15 protein-coding genes are annotated in these 19623 nt (G+C 71.3%); 8 read left to right on the top strand and 7 right to left on the bottom strand.

Going from position 1 to position 19623, the window contains the following annotated elements:
• Positions 1–5: 5 nt before the first annotated feature.
• The 3 genes from ACX9TP_RS14355 to plpQ form a co-directional block, all read right to left on the bottom strand.
• Positions 6–2444, bottom strand: coding sequence for a PhoX family protein (locus tag ACX9TP_RS14355; RefSeq protein WP_482980291.1), 2439 nt, complete (start codon positions 2442–2444; stop codon positions 6–8).
• Between the two features lie 127 nt (positions 2445–2571).
• Positions 2572–3120 (bottom strand): DUF192 domain-containing protein, encoded by a 549-nt coding sequence (locus ACX9TP_RS14350; RefSeq protein WP_482980290.1) that lies wholly within the window; start codon positions 3118–3120, stop codon positions 2572–2574.
• Positions 3117–3515, bottom strand: coding sequence for a motility regulator PlpA (plpQ, locus tag ACX9TP_RS14345; protein WP_163996794.1), 399 nt, complete (start codon positions 3513–3515; stop codon positions 3117–3119). The genes ACX9TP_RS14350 and plpQ overlap by 4 nt, the downstream gene beginning before the upstream one ends.
• 25 nt (positions 3516–3540) lie before the next feature.
• Here plpQ and ACX9TP_RS14340 point away from each other — a divergent pair, with 25 nt between their 5' ends.
• The 3 genes from ACX9TP_RS14340 (at position 3541) to ACX9TP_RS14330 (ending at position 7087) form a co-directional block, all read left to right on the top strand.
• Complete coding sequence (locus tag ACX9TP_RS14340) at positions 3541–5907, top strand: tetratricopeptide repeat protein (RefSeq protein WP_482980289.1); 2367 nt, start codon at positions 3541–3543, stop codon at positions 5905–5907.
• Positions 5908–5978: 71 nt separating this feature from the next.
• Positions 5979–6506, top strand: a complete 528-nt coding sequence (locus tag ACX9TP_RS14335) for an SRPBCC family protein (RefSeq protein ID WP_482980288.1) — start codon at positions 5979–5981, stop codon at positions 6504–6506.
• Between the two features lie 113 nt (positions 6507–6619).
• Complete coding sequence (locus ACX9TP_RS14330) at positions 6620–7087, top strand: nuclear transport factor 2 family protein (RefSeq protein ID WP_482980287.1); 468 nt, start codon at positions 6620–6622, stop codon at positions 7085–7087.
• Between the two features lie 15 nt (positions 7088–7102).
• On the opposite strand, the gene ACX9TP_RS14325 is transcribed toward ACX9TP_RS14330, so the two are convergent.
• On the bottom strand, positions 7103–8074 hold the full coding sequence (locus ACX9TP_RS14325; protein ID WP_482980286.1) for a homoserine kinase: 972 nt from the start codon (positions 8072–8074) through the stop codon (positions 7103–7105).
• Between the two features lie 192 nt (positions 8075–8266).
• Here ACX9TP_RS14325 and ACX9TP_RS14320 point away from each other — a divergent pair, with 192 nt between their 5' ends.
• Positions 8267–9847 carry a tetratricopeptide repeat protein gene (locus ACX9TP_RS14320; RefSeq protein WP_482980285.1) on the top strand — a complete coding sequence of 527 codons (1581 nt, stop codon included), beginning with the start codon at positions 8267–8269 and terminating at the stop codon, positions 9845–9847.
• Here ACX9TP_RS14320 and ACX9TP_RS14315 read toward each other — a convergent pair whose 3' ends face one another.
• From ACX9TP_RS14315 to ACX9TP_RS14305, 3 genes are read right to left on the bottom strand one after another with little or no spacing between them, the layout of a single operon-like run.
• The gene (locus ACX9TP_RS14315) at positions 9848–10345 is read right to left on the bottom strand and encodes a hypothetical protein (RefSeq protein ID WP_482980284.1); all 498 of its coding nucleotides are present in this window, start codon (positions 10343–10345) and stop codon (positions 9848–9850) included.
• Positions 10346–10352: 7 nt separating this feature from the next.
• Positions 10353–11684, bottom strand: a complete 1332-nt coding sequence (locus tag ACX9TP_RS14310; RefSeq protein ID WP_482980283.1) for a cyclic nucleotide-binding domain-containing protein — start codon at positions 11682–11684, stop codon at positions 10353–10355.
• A gap of 40 nt (positions 11685–11724) precedes the next feature.
• Complete coding sequence (locus ACX9TP_RS14305) at positions 11725–13848, bottom strand: FHA domain-containing protein (RefSeq protein ID WP_482980282.1); 2124 nt, start codon at positions 13846–13848, stop codon at positions 11725–11727.
• Positions 13849–14029: 181 nt separating this feature from the next.
• On the opposite strand from ACX9TP_RS14305, the gene ACX9TP_RS14300 reads away from it, so the two are divergent.
• The 4 genes from ACX9TP_RS14300 (at position 14030) to ACX9TP_RS14285 (ending at position 19448) form a co-directional block, all read left to right on the top strand.
• Positions 14030–15511 (top strand): TldD/PmbA family protein, encoded by a 1482-nt coding sequence (locus tag ACX9TP_RS14300; protein ID WP_482980281.1) that lies wholly within the window; start codon positions 14030–14032, stop codon positions 15509–15511.
• Between the two features lie 17 nt (positions 15512–15528).
• Positions 15529–16875, top strand: coding sequence for a TldD/PmbA family protein (locus ACX9TP_RS14295; RefSeq protein ID WP_482980280.1), 1347 nt, complete (start codon positions 15529–15531; stop codon positions 16873–16875).
• A gap of 99 nt (positions 16876–16974) precedes the next feature.
• Positions 16975–17985 (top strand): ParB N-terminal domain-containing protein, encoded by a 1011-nt coding sequence (locus ACX9TP_RS14290; RefSeq protein ID WP_482980279.1) that lies wholly within the window; start codon positions 16975–16977, stop codon positions 17983–17985.
• A 50-nt stretch (positions 17986–18035) separates the two neighbouring features.
• Positions 18036–19448, top strand: coding sequence for a sigma-54-dependent transcriptional regulator (locus tag ACX9TP_RS14285; RefSeq protein ID WP_482980278.1), 1413 nt, complete (start codon positions 18036–18038; stop codon positions 19446–19448).
• Positions 19449–19623: the final 175 nt, after the last annotated feature.

Here is a 19623-nt window from a genome sequence, read left to right as displayed (position 1 = left end):
CGCGACTACGGCCAGACGCTGAAGTTGTCCTCGCCCGGGTGCTGGACACTGACGAAGAGGGTCTTCATGTCCGCGCTGAAGGCGGGGCCGGTGGCCTCCGCGTCGCTCGGGACGGAGAGCACGCGGAACGCCTTGCGGAAGTAGTCACTGCCACGGTGGGCCGGGCTCTGGTCCAGGTAGTAGACGCTGTCGGCCACCTTGTTGACGCCGAAGTTGCCGTCGGTGCCGAACCACACGCCGCCGTCACGGTCGATGACGATGTTGTCCGGCTTGGCCGCCGAGTACTCCGGCGCCGCGCTCAACGAAGCCGTCTCGCCCTTCCACACGCGGAAGTAGGTGAACGTCTTCGAGCCACCGGGCGCCGAGGTGCTCGACTCACGGATGCCGAAGATGGAGCCCACACGGTCCCCGGCGCGGTTGTCCGTGGCGGCGCGGGCCTTCTTCACCCAGACACCCTGCCCATTGCGCTCAGCCGTGGCGACGCGGCCCTGCTGGTCCAGCGACGTGGGGTCGCCGTGCTCGGTGAAGGCCACGTAGAGCAGCGGCGCGCCGCTCGGGTCCTTTGGGTTCCACTCCAGGTCCTCGGGGCGGTTGAGCTCCATCACGCCCACCTTGTTGGCGGCGGTGAAGAGCACCTTGCGCACCTGGTCGTTGGTGGTGAAGCCGCCCAGGGCGTTGTAGCTGGCGTCGCGCAGCGCGGCGCCCACCGTCAGCGTGGGCTGGCCGAAGGCCTCGCCGTTGGGCGCCAGGTCCTGGCTGTCTACGCTCAGCTCCACCCAGCGGCCCTGGCCCGGCGCCTGCTCGGTGGGAATCGCGCCGCCCACCAGCGTGTCACCCGTGCCGTTGTCCAGGCCCGCGAAGTGCGCGGCGTACAGCGTGCCGTCGTCAAGCAGGTCGCGAACCTGCTTCTTCGTCATGCCCTCGGTGTAGTGGCCGCGGGAGACGAACTTGAAGATGCGGCCGCCCCGGCGGTCATCACCGCCGTAGATGACGATGGGCTGGCCACTCAGCAGCTTCCAATTGGCGTCCACCACGAAGGCGGCGTTCTCCCAGCGCGCGCGGCCCATGAGGCCCAGCTTGCGGTGGCCCGCGCCCGGCTTCGTCGCGTCCTTGTCGTACCAGAGGTCCGCGGGCTGGCCCGGGTCCAGCTCCGCCAGGTAGCCGTACCCGTCCTTGAGGTGGCTGGAGTTGACGTCGGAGCTGACGAAGTCACCGGACGTCGGCGCGGAGAAGTTCGGCGCCACCGGAGCGCCGGGTGCGAAGCCCGCGGCGTTCTCAATCCAGTCGTTCTTGCTCGTCCACAGCCCCCCCTCCGGGTCGCCGTAGGCGCCCTGGACGTTCTCCTCACCCACGAAGATGGTGCCCCACGGCGTCTGCCCGCCGGAGCAGTTGGAGTGCGTCCCGGGCACCACGCCCTCGGGCAGCGCGGCGCCGCTGTCGTCGCGCTCGGTGCCGGACAGGGTGATTCCCGTCACCTTCGCCAGCGTGGCGCTGGTGGCGTCATAGCGCCTGTTGGCCGCGGTGCGGTCCACGGCCCACTCGCCGGTGGCCGGGTCCTGCACCACGCGAAGCCACGAGCCGCCCACCTGCTTCTTCCATTCCTTGTTGTACGTAATCAGCGCGTCCGCCTGCCACGTGGTGCCGTCCGTCACGTTGTTGGACAGCACGCCCGTGTTGCGGAGGAACTTCGCGAAGTCCAGGTGCTGGCCGAGCGGCGCCGTGCCCGTGGTCGGCTTCGAGCCGGAGACGTACTCGTGGTTCACCCACAGCCAGCCCGCGGTGTCGTTGCCTTTGAACTGGGGCGCGCTGCCGCCGGAGGACCAGCCGTCACCGAAGAACGCGATGTAGTCCGCGTTGCCGCCGAAGCGCGGGCTCGCCTTCGCGAAGCCGATGGGGTCCATCCACTTGATGACGGTGGTGGAGAACAGGCCCGGCACCGTGCGCACCGTATCCGTCGCGGCCGACGGCAGCGGGAAGACCATGGGCGTCGGCATCTTCCCGGCAACCACCTGGTCCACGCGCGCCTTCACGTACTCGGCCAGGTTGCCGGCGCCGGTGCCCAGGTCGCCGCGGAAGGTAATCGCAATCACCGACGACAGCGGCGTGCCCGCCTCGACACCGGGCGCGCGGGTGATGGCACCCGGACCGGGCTGGCCATACGAGCCCGGACCCGCGGGCCCCTGCGCGCCATCCTGCCCGTCCTGCCCATTCTGTCCCGGGGCGCCGTCATCGCCGTCCTGGCCATTCTGTCCCGGGGCGCCGTCATCGCCGTCCTGCCCGGGGGTGCCGTTGGAGCCATCACGGCCGGGCGCGCCGTCCTGTCCATCCTGCCCCGCCGGGCCCTGCGCTCCGGCGGGACCCTGCTCACCTTCACAGCCGACGACGGCCACGGTGCTGCCGAGGAGCATCGCGCTGGTGGCGAGCCCCATGAGACGAGAAGACATTGAGTAACCCCTCCAAGGTGATTCACGGGCCCGAGGACGCGCGAACGCGAGCGCATCCTGCGCAGGCCGTGTGGCAACCACTTGGAAGGTGCGTCACTTCTTCATGACGCGAAGCAGCCCGAAAGACTCAGGGGACGATGCGCACCGCGGACACGCCCTCGAACTCCACGGTGGTGCCCTTCTTCACGCCCACCTTCTCCGTCCAGCCGCCGGGCACCTCCAGCACGTACTGGCTGGGCAGCCCCACCGAGCGCGAGGTGAGCGTCTTCGGCTCCGCGCGCGAGACGATGCCGACGATGCGCAGGTCCGAGGAGATGAAGAGCATGTCCAGCGGGATGAGCGTGTTGCGCATCCAGAAGCCCTGGACGTCCTCGATGGGGAACAGGAAGAGCATGCCCTTGCCGTCCGCCAGTTCCTTGCGCCACATCATGCCCCGGGTGCGCGCGTCGGGCGTGGCGGCAATCTCCACCTCCACCCGGTGCACGCCGCCGTAGGCGTCCTTGAGACGCACGAAGCCCCGAGGCAGCGGCTGCATGGCGTAGTCCTCCGCGGTGATGTCCGTGGACGGCGGCTTCGCGGGCTTCCCGGCGCGGGGCGTGCTGCCCTGGGCCTCCTGCTGGCAGCCGGCCACGAGCAGCACCGCGGCCAGCGCCGCGCCCCGGAAGAACGGCCTCATGGGTGCGGGTGCAGCGGCTTGTTGAGGAGCTTCTCCGTCAGCTCGGAGCCGAGGCTGTCCGACATCAGCCGCTCGACCACGGTCTCGAACTCCACCCGCTGGCCCTCGCTGCTGTAGATGAACCGGATGCCCATGCCGGGCTCCTCCGCGTCCGCCTTGGACCAGACCACCTCGCCCAGCAGCTCGAAGGGCGCCTCGCGGTGGGGCACCGTCAGCTTGAAGAGGAAGCGCGTGCCGATGGGCAGGGGCTTCTTCGTCTTGATGAAGGTGCCGCCCTTGCTGATGTTCTTCGTGTAGTCCGCGAAGAACGAGTTGAGCTTCTTGTAGTCGACCTTCAGCTCGATGGGCGCGCGCCCGTGCTGGCGGGCCTCGGGACCTGTCTTCTGTTCGGACATGCTGGGCGGGAGTATAGGGGAGGCCATGCGGCAAGTCCTCACCCGTGCCCTGGGCCTCTTGCGCCGCCCGGCAGTCCTGACCACCGTCCTCGTCCTGGCGGGCGGTGGCTCGGCGCTCGTCCTCGTCCCCCTCTTCGGCGTCCCCGGTTTCGAGCTGGGGCTCGCCCTCTCCATCGCCATGGGCCTGCTCGGCGGGGGGACGGGCATCGCCGCCGCCGCCCAGGAGCGCCGCCTGCTCCTGGGGGTGGACCCCCGCCCCTCCGGCGCCACCCGGGAGCAGGCGCCCGGCACCGCCGTGGGCCGCGCCCTGGGGGCCTCCCTCGTCCTCAACGTGGGCGTGCTGGTGCCCCCCTTCCTCGCGGCCACCCTCTTCGCCGTGCTGCGCACCGCGTGTGACCCCTTCGCCCTGGTGGGCTTCTACCCCCTGCTCACCCTCCCCTCGGCCGTGCTGGCGTCCGCGGCGGGCGTCTTCTGCGGCTTCAAGGCGGAGCGGCCGGGCCGGGCGGTGGCCCTGTATGCGCTGCTGGTGCTGGTGTCGGCCGTGCCCACCGTGTGGCCCATCCTCCTGGGGCCACAGGTGTTCGCCTTCAACCACTTCCTGGGGCACGTGCCCGGCCCGCTGTACGACGAGGCCCTGGCGGTGACGCCCGCCCTGGCCTGGTTCCGGCTGGAGACGCTGCTGTGGGCCTGGGTGCTGGCGGGTCTGACTGCCGCGCTGCTCGACACCGGCTCCGGCCGCCTGGGCCGCTCCGGCCTGCGCCCCGGGCTGCTGGCCCTGCTGACGCTGCCGCTCACGGCCATCGTCCTCCTGGAGACGCGCGGCCCGGAGTTCGGCCTGCGGATGACGGACGAATACGTCGCGGAGACGCTGGGCGGCTTCCGCGAGACGGAGCACTTCCGCCTCTACTACCCCCGGGGCAAGCCTCGCGAGGACGTGGACCGCATGACGCGGGACATGGAGTTCCGGTGGATGCAGACGCAGCGCTTCCTCGGCGTGGCCCCCACCGAGCGCATCGACGTGTGGCTCTACAAGGACGAGAAGCAGAAGCAGCAGCTGGTGGGCGCCGGCCGCACCCAGTTCGCCAAGCCGTGGCTGCACGCGCTGCACATCCAGGACAAGGCCTTCCCCCACTCCACGCTGCACCACGAACTGGCGCACGTCATGGCGGCCCCCGCGGGCGGCGGCCCCTTCCGCGTCACCACCCGGCTGGGCGTCTGGCCGCTGATGGGGCTGATCGAGGGCCTGGCCGTCGCGGCGGATGGCCCCGTGCAGGGCGACCTCACGCTGCACCAGTGGGCCGCGGGCATGCGCCGGCAGAAGCTGGCCCCGGACATGCGCAAGCTGATGGGGCCGGAGGGCTTCTACCAGTCCGCGCCCTCGCGCGCGTACACCGTGGCCGGCTCGTTCCTGCTGTACCTGGCGGAGACGTATGGCGCGCCGAAGCTGCGCACCGTCTACGCGCACGGGGACTTCGGCGAGGCCTATGGCCGGCCGCTGGAGGAGCTCGTCTCGGAGTGGGAGCGCCACGTGGACGCGCTGCCCCTGGACGACGCCGCCGTGGCGCGCGCCTTCGCCCGCTTCCGCACCGGCAGCCTCTTCACCCGCGCCTGCGCGCGCGAGGTGGCGAAGCTGTCCGAGTCCGCCCGCGAAGCGCTCGCCAGCGACCCCGAGGACGCGCTGGAGCGCTACCGCCGCGCCGCGGACCTTCAGCCGGACGAGCCCGCCTTCCGCATCGGCCAGGCCTCCGCGCTGTCCGCCCTCGAACGTTACGATGACGCGGCCGCCGTGCTCGCCACGCTGGCGGACGCCGAGCGCGTGAAGGGCCAGGCCGTGCTGGAGGCCGAGGTCGCCATGGCGCGCGCGGACGTCGAGCTGCGTCGCGAGCAGGCCGGGCCCGCCCGCCAGTTCCTCGACACCGTGCTGGCGAAGGACGCGGGGCCGGACCTGACGCGCACCGCGCAGGTGAAGCTCGCCGCGTTGGACTCGCCCGGGCGCAAGCGCCCCATCGAGGCCTTCTTCCGCGCCACCCACGAGGAATTGCGGCTGGTGCTGCTCGACCGCGCCCTCACCGCGCTGCCCGGGGACCCGTACCTCAGCTACCTGCTGGGCCGGCGGTTGAGCCAGGTGGGCGCCCCGGTGCTCGCGGGGGAGCAGCTGCAGCGGGCGCTCTCCGCCGAGGGGCTGCCGGACGCCCTGCGCCGCGAGGCCCAGCGCCTGCGGGTGGAGTCCGCCTACCTGGCCGGCGACTGCGGCGCGGTGCGCCACGAGGTGGGTGCACTGCCAGACTTCGGCGCCGCCTTCCGGGCCACCGCCGACGAGTGGCGCGAGCGGTGTGATTTCGAGGAGAAGACCTTCCGAGGCCCACTCGTGCCACGTCAGGCTTTTCGCTAGGCGGGGATTCCGCTAGGCAGGGGGCCCTGACAGCGGAGACGCAAGGCAGCTCCCAGCCAAGGAGGACGCGGATGCGGTTCGAGACGAGGCAGCGAATCCAGGGGACGGTGGACGAGGTGGAGCGCGCGCTCCTCGACGAGCGGTACTTCGAGTTCCTCCTCAAGCACCACGGCGTGCTGCTGGAGCTGCAGCCCCTGGAGGTGAAGAGCGAGGGGGACCTGGTGAAGCGCCGCGTGCGCTACCGCCCCAAGCCCGTCATCCAGAGCATCGGCCCCAAGCAGGTGCCGCCCGAGTACTTCGCCTTCATCGAGACGTCCACGTACGACAAGCGCCGCAAGGAGCTGACCTTCAGCAACGTGCCCACGTCGCACACCATCTCCAAGATGCTGGTGAACACGGGCAAGCTGACCCTGAGGGACCTCGGCGGCGGCCAGACGGAGCGCTCGCTGGACGGTGAAATCACCCTCAAGCTGCCGTTCCTGATGAAGCCCCTGGCCATGATTGGCGAGAAGATCATCCAGAGCGAGGGCCTCAAGATTCTCGACAACGAGGTGCCGGTGCTCAACCGGTTCATCGCCGAGGTCGTCCGCAAGGCCTAGCCCCAAGGCCCGGGCCACCAGGCCGGGCCGTGACGGCTGGCCTCGTGCCCGCCCGCCTGGCGGGGCCAGGGAATGGGTTGACTTCCTCTCGGTTGTCCTCGTAAGGCCCCGCCATGCTCAACCGCTTCCTCGCCCTCAGCGTCCTGTCCCTCCTGGTCGCCTGCGCCCCGAAGCGCATCCCCGGCACCGAAATCCAGGACACCCACGAAACGCGCGACATCCTCAAGGTGATGGAGCTGTACCGCTCCGCCGTGGAGGCCCGGGATGCCGCGGCCATCCAGGCCCTGCTCACCAAGGACTTCCGCGAGGACGCGGGCACTCCGTCCGACCCCGACGACGACCTCACCGCCGCCAACGTCGGCCCCTACCTGGAGAACCTCTTCAAGGCCCTCCAGTCGCCCACGGTGGAGATGGAGGTGCGCCGGGTGGAGGTGGGGGAGAATGTCGCCGCCGCCATCTACTACTGGAAGGCGACCTGGCGCATGCCGGGGCTCAACCCGAAGCCCCAGCGCGACGCCGAGCTGGAGCAGATGGTGCTCCGCCGTGAGGACGGCGCCTGGAAGATTGCCTCCGGCATCTGAAGGCCCGGCCGGCCCCTACAGCCCCAGCAGCTCGAACAGCCCCTGGGGCCCCATGGCGGCCAGCGCCCGCGCCCGGTGGAGGTAGGTGCGGTAGTCCTTCTTCGTGAGCTTGTCGGCCGGCAGCGGCGACAGGTGGTAGTCGCGGATGCGGCTGGACGTGAAGCGCACCGCCCCGAAGAGCGCGTGGCCGAAGAGGTTGCCGCGCTCCACGGCGGACAGGGGCCGCACGTCCTGGTAGCCGCGAATGAAGGCGCGGCACAGCTCGGGCAGGTACTGGCCGCCGTCGAAGCACCAGGCGTTGAGCGTAATCACCACGTCCAGGCCGTACGCCTCCCGGCACGCCATCTCGAAGTCGAAGAAGGCACCCACGCGCTCCGCCAGCCACTTCACGTTGTCCATGAAGAGGTCCGCGTGGATGACGCCGCGCGGCTCCAGCCCCTGGCGCACCGCCTCCGCCTTGTCCAGGTAGCGCTCCAGCTCGCCGGCCACGGACGCCAGCTCCGCGTCCGGGTGGCGTGACAGGCCCACCAGCCACTGGCGCACCGTCTCCGGGCCGTAGGGGTTGTCGCGCGAGCCGGAGAAGGACTGCGTGTCCCGGTGCAGCTTCCCCAGCTCCGTGCCCAGCGACTCCAGGTGGTCGGCGGTGAGGCGCGGGTGGCGCAGCTCCTCGCCCGGCAGCCAGCGGAAGACGCTGACGCGCCCGCCCTCCAGCTCCAGGAAGGGCGCGCCGGTGCGCGGGGTGAGCAGCACGGGCCCGGGGAAGTGGTACTCCGTCAGGTGCGCGAGCAGCGCGGACTCGAAGCGCAAATCGTCCGCGGAGCGCACGGTGGTGTGGCGCATGAAGAAGCGCCCGGCGTCCGTCTCCAGCCGGTGGTTGGTGTTGATGGAGCCCTGGGGAATGGGCGTCACCTCGCGCACCTGCCCCAACCCATACGCCTCCGCCACCCGGGTGAAGGCTTCCGGTGACAGGGCCGTGTGTACCGCCATGGCGCACCTCCGAAGGGCAGTATGCACCAGCCCCACCCGGAGGCTGACGCCCCGTGTCGTGTGGCCTGCACGCCTTCGGGCTCCCACCGTTGACACCCGGCGGGGGCGTTCCTATCTGTGCGCGGCCCCTATACTCGGCAAGAGGGCGAAACCGTCCGGAAACACTCATTCCCAGCGGGGGAGGCAGGTCCAATGGCCACGGAAGGGCGCGGGGACTGGAAGCGGCGCGAGAGCTTCGCGAGCGCGCTGATGCAGGTGGGGGTCGTCGCCCTGCTTTTGGTGGGCGCGGTGGCGTACTTCGTCCACCGGGGCGGCGTCCGGAAGGAGACCGAGGAGCGCATGCGCGCGGCCCGCGCCGCCGCCCAGCGCGGCAACCCGGCCGACCTCGCCCAGGCCATGAAGGAGCTGGAGGCCCTCCTCCAGCTCAACGACAAGGCCCGGGACGCCCAGGCCCTGGCCGCCGACATCCAGACAGTGCTGTGGCTGGAGCACCACCAGCCCGGCGCGGACGCGCGGGCCCGTGAGTACCTCGCCCGCGCGGAGGAGCAGGACTCCCGCTCCGGCGAGCGCTTCGGCGCGCGCGCCCTGCACCTCCTCGCGGAGGGCAAGGCCCCGGAGGCGGAGAAGTACCTCGAGGAGCTCAAGACGCAGGGCGCGAGCAGCCCGAAGCTGACGCTGGCCCTGGGCCTGGCCCTCCAGGCCCGCGGAGATCTGCCCGGCGCCCGCCAGGCCTTCGCCCGCGCCGCGGAGGCCGCGTATCGAGATCCGCGCTTCACCACCGCCCAGGGCGAGGCCCTGCTGGACGAGGGCCAGTACGGCCCGGCGATGGAGGCCTTCGCCAAGGCCACCACCGTCAACCCGGACCACCTGCTGGCGCGCGTGTCCCTGGCGCTGGCCCAGGCGTACCAGGGCCGCAGGCTGGAGGAGGCGCAGAAGACGCTGGCCGACCTCCAGGCCCACGACGCGGAATTGACGCCGGTGGTGAAGTCCCGCGCCGGAGCGCTGAAGGCGGAGCTGGCCCTGGCGCGCGGCGCGGCGGACGAGGCCGTACAGGCCGCGGACGAGGCGCTGAAAATCACCCCGGATGACCACTACGCCCTCTTCGCCCGCGCCCGCGCGCTGGCGGTGAGGAAGGCCCCGGAAGCCCGCGCCGCCTTCGAGGCCGCCGTGGCGAAGCGCCGCAACGCGCCCCTGCTCTACCTGGACGGCGCGCGCGCCCTGCAAGGCGCTGGCGACGGCACCGGCGCGCTGGCGCTGCTGGATGCGTACGAGGCCACCTTCAAGCCCGTGCAGGTGACGACGGCCGACGGCAAGCAGGTCAGCCTGCTGGAGCAGGACGGCCGCTACTGGCTCGCCCGGGGCGGCGTACTGGAGGCGGCGGGCCGCCAGGACGAGGCCCTGACGGCGTACGACAAGGCCATCACCGCGCGCGGCGTGGGGCTGGCCCGCGCGCAGTACGCCAAGGGCGCGCTGCTGCTGGCCCGCAAGGACTACGCGGGCGCCAGGGCGCTGCTCACCACGGTGGCCCCGGACACCGGCGCCGGCACGCTGGCGGAGGCCTACGCCGCCATGGGCGACCTGCTCTTCGCCCAGAGCGAGTACGCCGCCGGCTGCCAGCACTACTACTTCGGCCTCGTGCGCGCCCGCGCGCAGGGCACCCCGCGCGAGGAGCTCTCCGCGCGCATCGACGGCATCAAGAAGAGCCTGGAATCCGCGGGCCAGGGCGCCATGGCCAAGGCCTGGGTGAACGAGACGGGCGCCCTGCTCCAGTAGCTACAGCAGCTGCGTCGGGTCCAGCGGTTGGTACTTCGCGCGCACCACCCGCCACTCGCCGTCGGCCTCCTTCTCGAACGTGCCCTCGATGAGGTACGCGTTCAGGATGCTGGTCGCGGCGAGGTCGTGCACCGAGTCCGCCTGCGAGCGGCCGAAGATGAAGCGCGCCTGGAAGTCACCCTGCGAGGGGGACACCTCGTGGACCTCCAGGTCGGTCATGAAGATGCGCACCCACTGACCGCGCAGCACCTGCGCCGTCAGCACGCCGCGCACCTCCTTCTTCGACCAGCCGCTCCCGTCGCTCTTGAAGCGCTCGGACACGGACTTCAGCACCTCGCCCACGTCCTTCTCCTCCGCGGCGCGAGTCATGGCCACCACCTGGCGGGTGATGGCCTCCTGCACGCCGGGCTCCGAGCGCGGCCAGAAGTACAGCACCGCCCCGGCGACGAGCAGCGCCACCCCCACTCCCAGGACCCGCGAGCGCGACAACGTCACCATGGATGCCTCATGCCGCCTCGGGTTCGAGCACCAGCTCGTCCGCGTCGATGATTTCCGCCGGGCGCAGCGCCTCGCCAATCTGCTTCAGGCGCCGGTCCGACAGCTGCTCCAGGTACGTGCGGATGTGCGGGAAGGTCTTCACCAGCTGATGGAACGCGGCGCGCTCCAGGAAGGCCGCCGCCGTCTTGCGCGTGGCCTCCACCGTGGCCGAGGCGCGCAGGCCCGTCAGCAGGGAAATCTCCCCCGCCACGTCGCCCTCGCGCAGCACGCCCAGCGTCACCACGCCGCCCGCCGGGTCCTCCTTCTGCACCACCAGCTCGCCGGCCAGCACCAGGAACAGGCCCGGGGAGTGCTCGCCCTCCACCAGCGCCTTCTCCCGCGGCTGGAGCGCCCGGAAGCCGAAGCGCTGCAGCATGGCGCCGCGCTCCGACTCCGGCAGCGTCTGGAACATGGGCGAGGTGGCCATGAGGTTTCGCGCCATGCGCTGCTGCGCGAAGTCCGCCAGCACCTGCGGCACCGCCGGGTGATTCTTGGCCACGGCGTTGAGGTGCTCGCGGCGAATCTCGAACACCTCCGTGTCCGACACCGCCGTCACCGTCGCCGTGGGCGTCGCGCCCGTCAGGAGCGCAATCTCCCCGAAGATGGAGCCGCCGCCGAGGAAGCCCAGCGTGCGCGCCTCGCCGTCCATCTGCCGCGTCACCTCCGCCTTGCCCGCGACGAGCACGTAGAGGTGGTCCGTGGGCTCGCCCTCGCGGCTCACCACGTCGTCCGGCTTCACCCGGCGCCACGCCATGCGGCCCACCAGGTCCAGGAAGGCCTCCCGGTCCAGCTCCGCGAACAGCGGCAGCGGCGGCCGGCTGTTCGGGTCCGCCGAGCCGCCCGGGTCCGGCGCGGCCAGCACCTCGATCGCGCGGTTGGACAGCTCCTCGCCCTGCAGGCCCATCAGGTCCGTGTCCACCTTGCCGTCGTAGAGGACCTCTGGCGGCAGGGGCGGCGGCACCGCGGCGCGGCCCGGCGCGTTGCGCACCGCGCGCGCGTGCACGCGGATGAGCGTGTCCTTCAGCCGCCGCTCGTTCGGGGACAGGTCCAGCGCCAGCTTGCACGCGGCCATCGCGGACAGCAGGTAGTCGCGCCGCAGCAGGCCCTCCGCGCACGCGTGGTAGGCGGTGACGGCGCGCTCGCGCTCCCCCAGCTCCGCCAGGCTCCGGGCCGCCAGCATCCGGGAGCGGTGGTCCGCGGGCACGCGGCGCACCGCCTCGGCGAAGACGGCGAGGGCGCGCTCGAACTGGCGCTCCTCGATGAGGTCCATCCCGAGCTCACGCAGCGACGACTCGTTCATCCCATCTCTCCCAACACCCTCGGCGTTTGCCCGCCGCGGCTCACTTCTGCACCTCGCCCAGGTACATCTCCGCCTTGCGCTTCACTTCCGAGCCCTCGGAGGCCGTCTCGATGATGACCTTGAACTTCTCCGCGGCCGCCTGCGGGTCCCTGTCGCGCTGGATATAGGCCTGGAGGTAGAGCTCCTCCACCTTCTTCTGCAGGGCCTCCAGTCCATCCCTCGCGCGGCCGTCGCCGGGGTTGAGCCGCATCGCCTCGCGGAAGCTGGAGCCCGCCGCCGCCAGGTCCCCCTTCTTGAGGGCCGCCTGCCCCGCCGCCACGGACGAGGACGCGAGCTGCTCGTCCAGGGTGTTGCCCAGCGAGCCCCCGAAGCCAATCTGGCGGTACAGCTCCGCCGCCCGGCGCAGCGGCTTCGCCGCGGCCTCCAGCGCGTTGGCGTCCATCTTCTTCTGGCCCTCCTCCAGCACGCGCGCGAACTGGGGGATGAGGCGCTTGAGGGACATGGCCCGGTCCTTGACCTCCTTGTCCCCCTTGTAGCGGTCCACCACCCGGTCGCACTCCAGCACCGCGCGCGCGTAGTCGCCGCCGTTGAAGCGGCGCTCCACGTCGACGAAGGCCTCCTGGATGAACTGGCGGCGCTGCTCCTTCGCGTTCGCCGCGGCGCGATCCCTCGCGTTGCGGTTGCGGCGCGCCACGTCGGCGGACTCCTTCGCCAGCTCCGCCTCGATTTCCGCCAGCTTCCCCTCGTACAGCTGCCGGTTCTGCGCGGGCAGCGTGTCCAGCAGCGGGCGGATGACCTCCGGGTCTCTCGTCGCGAGCGCCTCGTCCACCTGCTGGATGCGCCAGGCCAGCTGCTTCTCCTCCAGCTCCGCCGCCAGCTTGCGCTGCTCCTCGTCCGTCTTCGCCGTGCCCTCCGGGGCGCTGGCCAGCTTCTCGCGCGCCTCGTCGAACTTCTTCTCGTCGATGAGGTCTCGCACCTTCTGCAGCGCGTCCAGCACGTCCTGCTGCTTGCGCGCCGCGCGGGCCAGGCCCTCCTCGTCCACGCCGGGCAACAGCTTCTCCGCCTCCTCCACCAGCCGCACCGCGTTGGCGAAGTCGTCCGCGCGCACGGACTCGCGCGCCTTCTGCATCAAGAACTTCGCGCGCTCCACGCCCGGGTCCACGGGCGGCGGAGGCGGCGGCCCCTTCTTGGCGAAGACGAGCCCCACCACCAGCATCACCATCACGAAGCCGGCCAGGCCGATGAGGCCCTTCTGCTTGCCCGTCATCCCACCAAAGCCCGACTTCGAGCCGGCGCCGCGCGTGGGCGGGCGGACGGGGCGGGACACCACGGCGGTGCCCTTGTTCTTGCCCTCGTCGCGGAGGACGTCCGCCAGCTTGTAGTTGGCGTTGGTGGCCTCGTTGAGGCGCGGGTCGCCCGGGTCCAGGTCGCCGCCGCGCGCGGCGCCTTGCGACTTGCGGCCCTCCTGCGCCTCCCTGGCGGCCTCCTCGCGCTCGCGCTTCTCCTCGGCCTCCCGCTGCTCGACCTGGGCGCGCAGCTCCTTGATCTGCTCCGCCTCGTCCACGAAGCGCAGGCGCGTCTTGCCCACCGACAGCTCGTCGCCGTGCTTCAGCACGCACTCGTCCACGCGCTGGTCGTTGACCTGCGTGCCGGAGACGCTGCCCAGGTCCCGCATCACCACGCCGCCCTCGCCGTACACCAGCTCCAGGTGACGGCGGGAGACGGACTGGTCCTCCAGCGCGAAGTCGCAGTCCTTGCCGCGGCCGATGACCATCCGCACGCTCTGGAAGCGCTTCTTCCGGCCCCGGTCCGGGCCGGCCAGCACCAGCATCTGCACCGGCGGGCCGGCGCGCGTGGCGTCCGGGTTGTCGTCCTCCTGCTCGCCCGTGGACCCCTCTTCGTCGATGTCCTGGACGGAGGCCACGCGCGTCATGTCGCGGCGCGAGCCGCCCGAGCCGCTGGCGTCGCCGTACAGCTCCGGGTTGGGAGGCCCGTCTTCCGGGTAGCCCTCCTCGCCCGTCAATGGCGCGGAGAAGTCCTCGTCCTCGGACGAGGGCGTGCCGCGGGCGGGCCGGCCACGGCTGGCGTTGGGGGAGTCCGCCCCCGAGCCACCGCCGGAACGGCCGGCGCCAGCGCGGGAGGAGGGAGGAGGACGAGGAGGCATGGGGTGGGTTCCAGTCTCGAAGCGGCGGGCATCTTAGAGCGCCGTCCCCACGGTGGGAATGCGGACAGGACGGGAGGCCGGGAAAGAAGGGCGGGCATTGAGCGTTGCTCCGGGCGGCGCCGCCTCCTATGTAGGTGCCCACATCCCATCAACGGCTTCTTCACTCAGGGAGTCCCCCACCATGCCCCGAGCCTCTGCGTCCACGCGACGCGCCTCCGCCTCCCAGCTTGCTCCCCCGGTGGCCCGGGGGCCCTCGTCCGCCCCGCTGCTGCCCCAGCCGCTCGTCGAGCGCCTGCTCGCCGTCGCCATGGAGCGGGGCGGCGACTTCGCGGAAGTCTACGTGGAGCGCACGCTCACCACGGCGATGATGCTGGAGGAGTCACGCATCAAGAGCGCGCAGACGGGCCTCATCCAGGGCGTCGGCGTGCGCGTCATCTCCGGCGGCAAGGTGGGCTACGCCTACTCCGACGACTGGGACGAGGCGGCGCTCGTGCGCGCGGCCTCCACCTCCGCGATGATTGCCCAGGGCGGCGGCGCCGAGCGCAGCTTCCCGGTGCGCCGCGCCGCGGTGCCCAGCCACTACCACGTCGCCACCCCGCTGATGGACGTGGACGTGGCGCTGAAGACGGGCCTGCTGCTGCGCGCGGACAAGGCCGCCCGCGCGTTCGACGCGCGGGTGAAGCAGGTGAATGCCTCGTACGTGGACCAGACGCGCCGCATCGCCGTGGCCAACACCGAGGGGCGCTACACCGAGGACACCCAGGACTTGTGCCGCATGGCGGTTCAAGTCGTGGCGCAGGGGAAGAATGGCGAGCAGCGCACCGGCATGTTCGGCGGGGGCGGCCGGGTGTCCTTCACCCACTGGGACACCTTCCCGCCGGAGCACGTGGCGCGCGAGGCGGCGCGGCAGGCGGTGGCCACGCTGGGCGCGGTGGACTGCGCGGCCGGCCCGCAGACGGTGGTGCTGGCGCCGGGCTGGAGCGGCATCCTCCTGCACGAGGCGGTGGGCCACGGCCTGGAGGCGGACTTCATCCGGAAGGGCACCTCGCTGTTCGCCGGCAAACTCGGGGAGAAGGTGGCGTCAGACCTGGTCACCGTCATCGACGACGGCACCGTGTCCAGCGGCCGCGGCTCCATCAACATCGACGACGAGGGCAACCCCGGCGAGCGCAAGGTCCTCATCGAGAACGGCGTCCTCAAGAACTACCTCTATGACGGCCTCAACGCGAAGCTGATGGGCCAGCGCACCACCGGCAGCGGGCGGCGCGAGTCCTTCAAGCACCTGCCGCTGCCGCGCATGACGAACACCTTCCTCGCCCCCGGCGACCACGCCCCGGAGGACATCCTCAAGGAGGTGAAGCGCGGCCTGTACTGCGCGACGTTCGGCGGCGGGCAGGTGGACATCACCAACGGCAACTTCGTCTTCGAGGTGAGCGAGGCGTACCAGATTGAGGACGGCAAGCTGGGCCGCCCGGTGAAGAACGCCATGCTCATCGGCGTGGGGCCGGAGGCGCTGAAGAACGTGTCGCGCGTGGGGACGGACCCGCTGCCGGACCCGGGCATGGGCGTGTGCATGAAGGACGGGCAGATGCTGCCGGTGGGCGTGGGCCTGCCCACGCTGCGCATCGACAACGTCACCGTCGGCGGAACCAAGGTCGCCTGAGAGAGGGAGCGCCAACCGTGGACTACCAGCAGCTCGCGAAGAAAATCGTCCAGCGCGCGAAGAAGAAGGGCGCCCAGCAGGCGGAGGCCTTCCTGGAGGTGGGCCGCCAGGGCAGCGTGCGCGTGCACCAGGGACAAATCGAGGACCTCACCCAGTCCACCAGCAAGGGCGTGGGCGTGCGCGTGCTCGTGAAGGGCCGGCTCGGCTTCGCCTATACGTCGGACTTCGAGCCCGCCGCCCTGGACCACATCATCGACCAGGCGCTGAAGCTCGCCGGGGCCGCCGCGCCCAACAAGCTCAACGGCCTGCCCTCCGGCAAGGACCTGGGCCGCTTCGGGGACACCGGCCTGCTCTTCGACACGAAGGTGTCCGAGCTGCCCGGTGACTGGAAGATAAAGGCCGCGCTGGAGGTGGAGAAGGCCGCGCGCGCCGAGGACTCGCGCGTCGTCGCCTTCAACGCGGTGGGCGCCGGGGACTTCGTCTCCGAGGTGTACATGGCCTCCACGGAGGGCATGACGGGCGCCTACTCCGGCACGTACGTGTTCCTCTACGCCATGCCGGTGGCCTCGGACGGCAAGGGCCTGCAGACGGGCTACTGGGTGGACTACAAGCGCTTCCTGGACGACCTGGACTCGCCGGAGTCCATCGGCCGCGAGGCCACGCGCCGCGCGGTGCGCATGCTGGGCGCGAAGCGCGTGAAGACGCAGCAGGTGCCGGTGGTGTTGGACCCGCTCGTGGCCTCCAGCTTCGTCTCGGACCTGGCGTCCGCGGCCAACGGCAACGCCGTGTACCAGGGGGCCAGCGTGCTGGCGCCCCTCAAGGGCAAGAAGCTGGCGGGCCCGCACGTGACGCTGGTGGATGACGGCCTGCTGCCGCGCGGCCTCGCCACCGCGCCCTTCGACGGCGAGGGCGTGCCCACGCGGCGCACCCCCATCCTGGACCAGGGCGTGCTGTCGGGCTTCCTCTACGACGCCTTCACCGCGCGCAAGGCGAAGGCGCGCACCACGGGCAACGCGTCGCGCGGCTACAACGCCCTGCCCTCCATCGGCACCACCAACCTCTACCTGGAGGCCGGCACGAAGGCGCCCCAGGAGTTGCTGCGCGAGGTGGACAGCGGCTTCTACGTGACGGCGCTGCTCGGCCACGGCACCGACCCGGTGACGGGCGAGCTGTCCGCCGGCGCCAACGGCCTCTGGATTGAGAAGGGCGAGCTGACGCACCCGGTGCAGGAGGTGACGGTGGCGGGCAACCTCCTCCAGATGCTGAAGGATTTGGACGGCATCGGGAGTGACTTGCAATTCCGTGGCGGCTCGGTGGGCGCACCCACTGTCCGCTTCCGGCAGCTCACCGTCTCGGGAGAGTAGCCCTACCCTCCGCGTCACCCTAGCGTGGACCTACGCGCGGGCCCTGCCATGTCAGGGTCCGCGCGTACAACCCGAGGCAGCGCAAGGAGGGCTCGGCCCATGGCAGCAGCGAAGTCCGCACGGAAGACCGCCACCGCGAAGAAGCCGACGACGGCCCGCAAGCCGCGTCGCAAGAAGGCGGAACCGAAGTCCAAGGGCCTCTCCCCCGCGGAGGTGGCCAGCGACTCGGTGGAGTACCCCACGGAGCTGCTCGAGGCCGTCCGCACCGACGGCGGCGAGGTGCTCGGCGTCTACCGAGAGCCCCTGGGCGGCCACCCCGTCATCTTCGCCGTGCTCCCCATCGACAAGGTGGAGCCCACCCCGTACCAGCGGGACCTGTCCGAGCCCCACGTGAAGCGGCTGGCCAACGCCATGGAGCGGCTGGACCGCTTCCTGGACCCCGTCATCGCCGTGCGCAAGGACGGCAGGTACTGGACGCCCAACGGCAACCACCGGCTCCACGCCAGCAAACTCTTGGGGGCGAAGTCGATTGTCGCCCTGGTGCTGCCGGACGAGGACGTGGCCTATCAAATCCTCGCCCTCAACACGGAGAAGGCGCACAACCTGAAGGAGCGCTCGCTGGAGGTCATCCGCATGTACCGCGGCCTCGTGGGCGCGGACCGCAAGGGCCCCGAGACGGCCTTCGCGCACCTCTTCGAGGAGCCCTCCTTCGTCACCCTCGGCGCCGCCTACGAGAAGCGGCCCCGCTACTCCGCGGGCGCCTACCACCCCTTCGTCAAGGTGCTGGAGGAGTTCCAGGAGCTGCCCCTGGCGGAGGCCCTGGCCCTGCGCGAGGCCCGCGCGGACCGGCTGCTGGAGCTGGATGACGCCGTGGTGGGCGTCGTCAACACCCTCAAGGAGCGCGGCCTCCAGAGCCCCTACCTCAAGAACTTCGTCGTCGCCCGCATCAACTTCCTCCGCTTCCGCAAGGACGGCGGCAAGCCGGACTTCAACGCCACCCTGGACCGGATGCTGGCCAGCGCCCGCAAGTTCAACGTGGACAAGGTGAAGCGCGAGGACATCGGCCGGATGGGCGGCGGTCCCCTGGAGCCGGACGAGGAGCACGCATAGGGGAACGCCACTTGCAGGAGCGCGGCCCCCCAGGAGAGCCTTCACACGCCATGACATCCCCCACGGTCCTGGTCGTCGACGACGACCGCGCCAACCTCGATTCCGTCACCCGCATCTTCCAGCGTGAAGGCATGGCCACCCTGGCCGCCGCCAACGGCACGGAGGCGCTGGAGCTGCTGCGCCGCCCCGAGGTCGCCGCCATGGTGACGGACCTGATGATGCCCAACATGGACGGGCAGGAGCTGCTGCGCGCCGCGCGCGCCATCCGCCCGGACGTGGAGGTGGTGCTGATGACCGCCTACGGCACGGTGGAGACGGCCGTGGCGGCCATGAAGGACGGCGCCTACGACTTCATCACCAAGCCCCTCAAGCGCCACTCCCTGGTGAAGGCCGTGCAGAAGGCGCTGGAGAAGCGCTCGCTGGTGGCGGAGAACCAGTCCCTCAAGGCGAAGCTGGCGGAGATGAACGCCGCCGGCGGGCGCTCCATGGTGGGCCAGTCCCCCGCCTTCCGCGCCATGCTGGACACCATCCGCCAGGCGGCCCCCTCCACCGCCACCATCCTGCTCTTGGGCGAGTCCGGCACCGGCAAGGAGCTGGCCGCGCGCTCGGTGCACGAGTACTCCAACCGCGCGAAGGGCCCCTTCGTCGCCGTCAACTGCGGCGCGCTGCCGGAGAACATCCTGGAGGCGGAGCTGTTCGGCGTGGAGCGCGGCGCCTTCACCGGCGCGGTGGCCCGCCGCGAGGGCCGCTTCGAGCGCGCCAGCGGCGGCACCCTCTTCCTCGACGAGGTCGGCGAGATGCCGCTGTCCGCGCAGGTGAAGCTCCTGCGCGCGCTGGCCGAGGGCGAAATCGAGCGCCTGGGCGGCACGCAGACGGTGAAGGTGGACGTGCGGCTGGTCGCCGCCACCAACAAGGACCTCCAGAAGGAGGTGGCGGAAGGGCGCTTCCGCGAGGACCTCTACTACCGCCTCAACGTGGTGGAGATTCGCGTGCCGGCGCTGGCCTCGCGCCGCGAGGACATCCCCCTGCTGGCGGACGCCTTCCTGCGCCGCTTCGCCGCGAAGAATGGCAAGGTGCTGCGCGGCTTCTCCCAGGACGCGCAGAACGTGCTGGAGAACTACGCCTGGCCGGGCAACGTGCGCGAACTGGAGCACGCCGTGGAGCGCGCGGTGGTGCTCGCCCGCGGTGAGGTCCTCGAGGCCAGCGACTTGCCCGAGTCGGTGCGCAAGGGCCCGCTGGGCTCGGCCGGACAGCTCGTCATCCCCATCGGCACGCCCATGGAGGAAGTGGAGCGGCGGGTGATCCACGAGACGCTGCGCCACACGCGCGGCGACAAGACGCTGGCGGCCCGCCTGCTGGGCATCGCCGCGCGCACCATCTACCGCAAGCTGGAGCGCGAGCAGACCTCGGGAGAGCCCGCCTCCAGCCCCCCCACCGCCCCCGCCGCCGACACGGACGACTGACAGGGCGTCACACGAGGCCCTGCCCCCTTTTGACAATTTGTCCGGCGGGGTTCCGAAGGCCGCCACCCGCCCCGGGGCCGCCCGTCATTCCGGAATAATTCCGCGCCCTTGGCCCGTTGGGCCTGGATTGTCCGCCTGGCACGCGGTGGCACCTGACTTGCTCACCGTGAGGCCG

The sequence above is a fragment of the Pyxidicoccus sp. M15 genome (genome assembly GCF_056858435.1).
The sequence above is the reverse complement of the archived record's forward strand: the minus strand, read 5'-3'. Positions and strand labels throughout refer to the sequence as shown.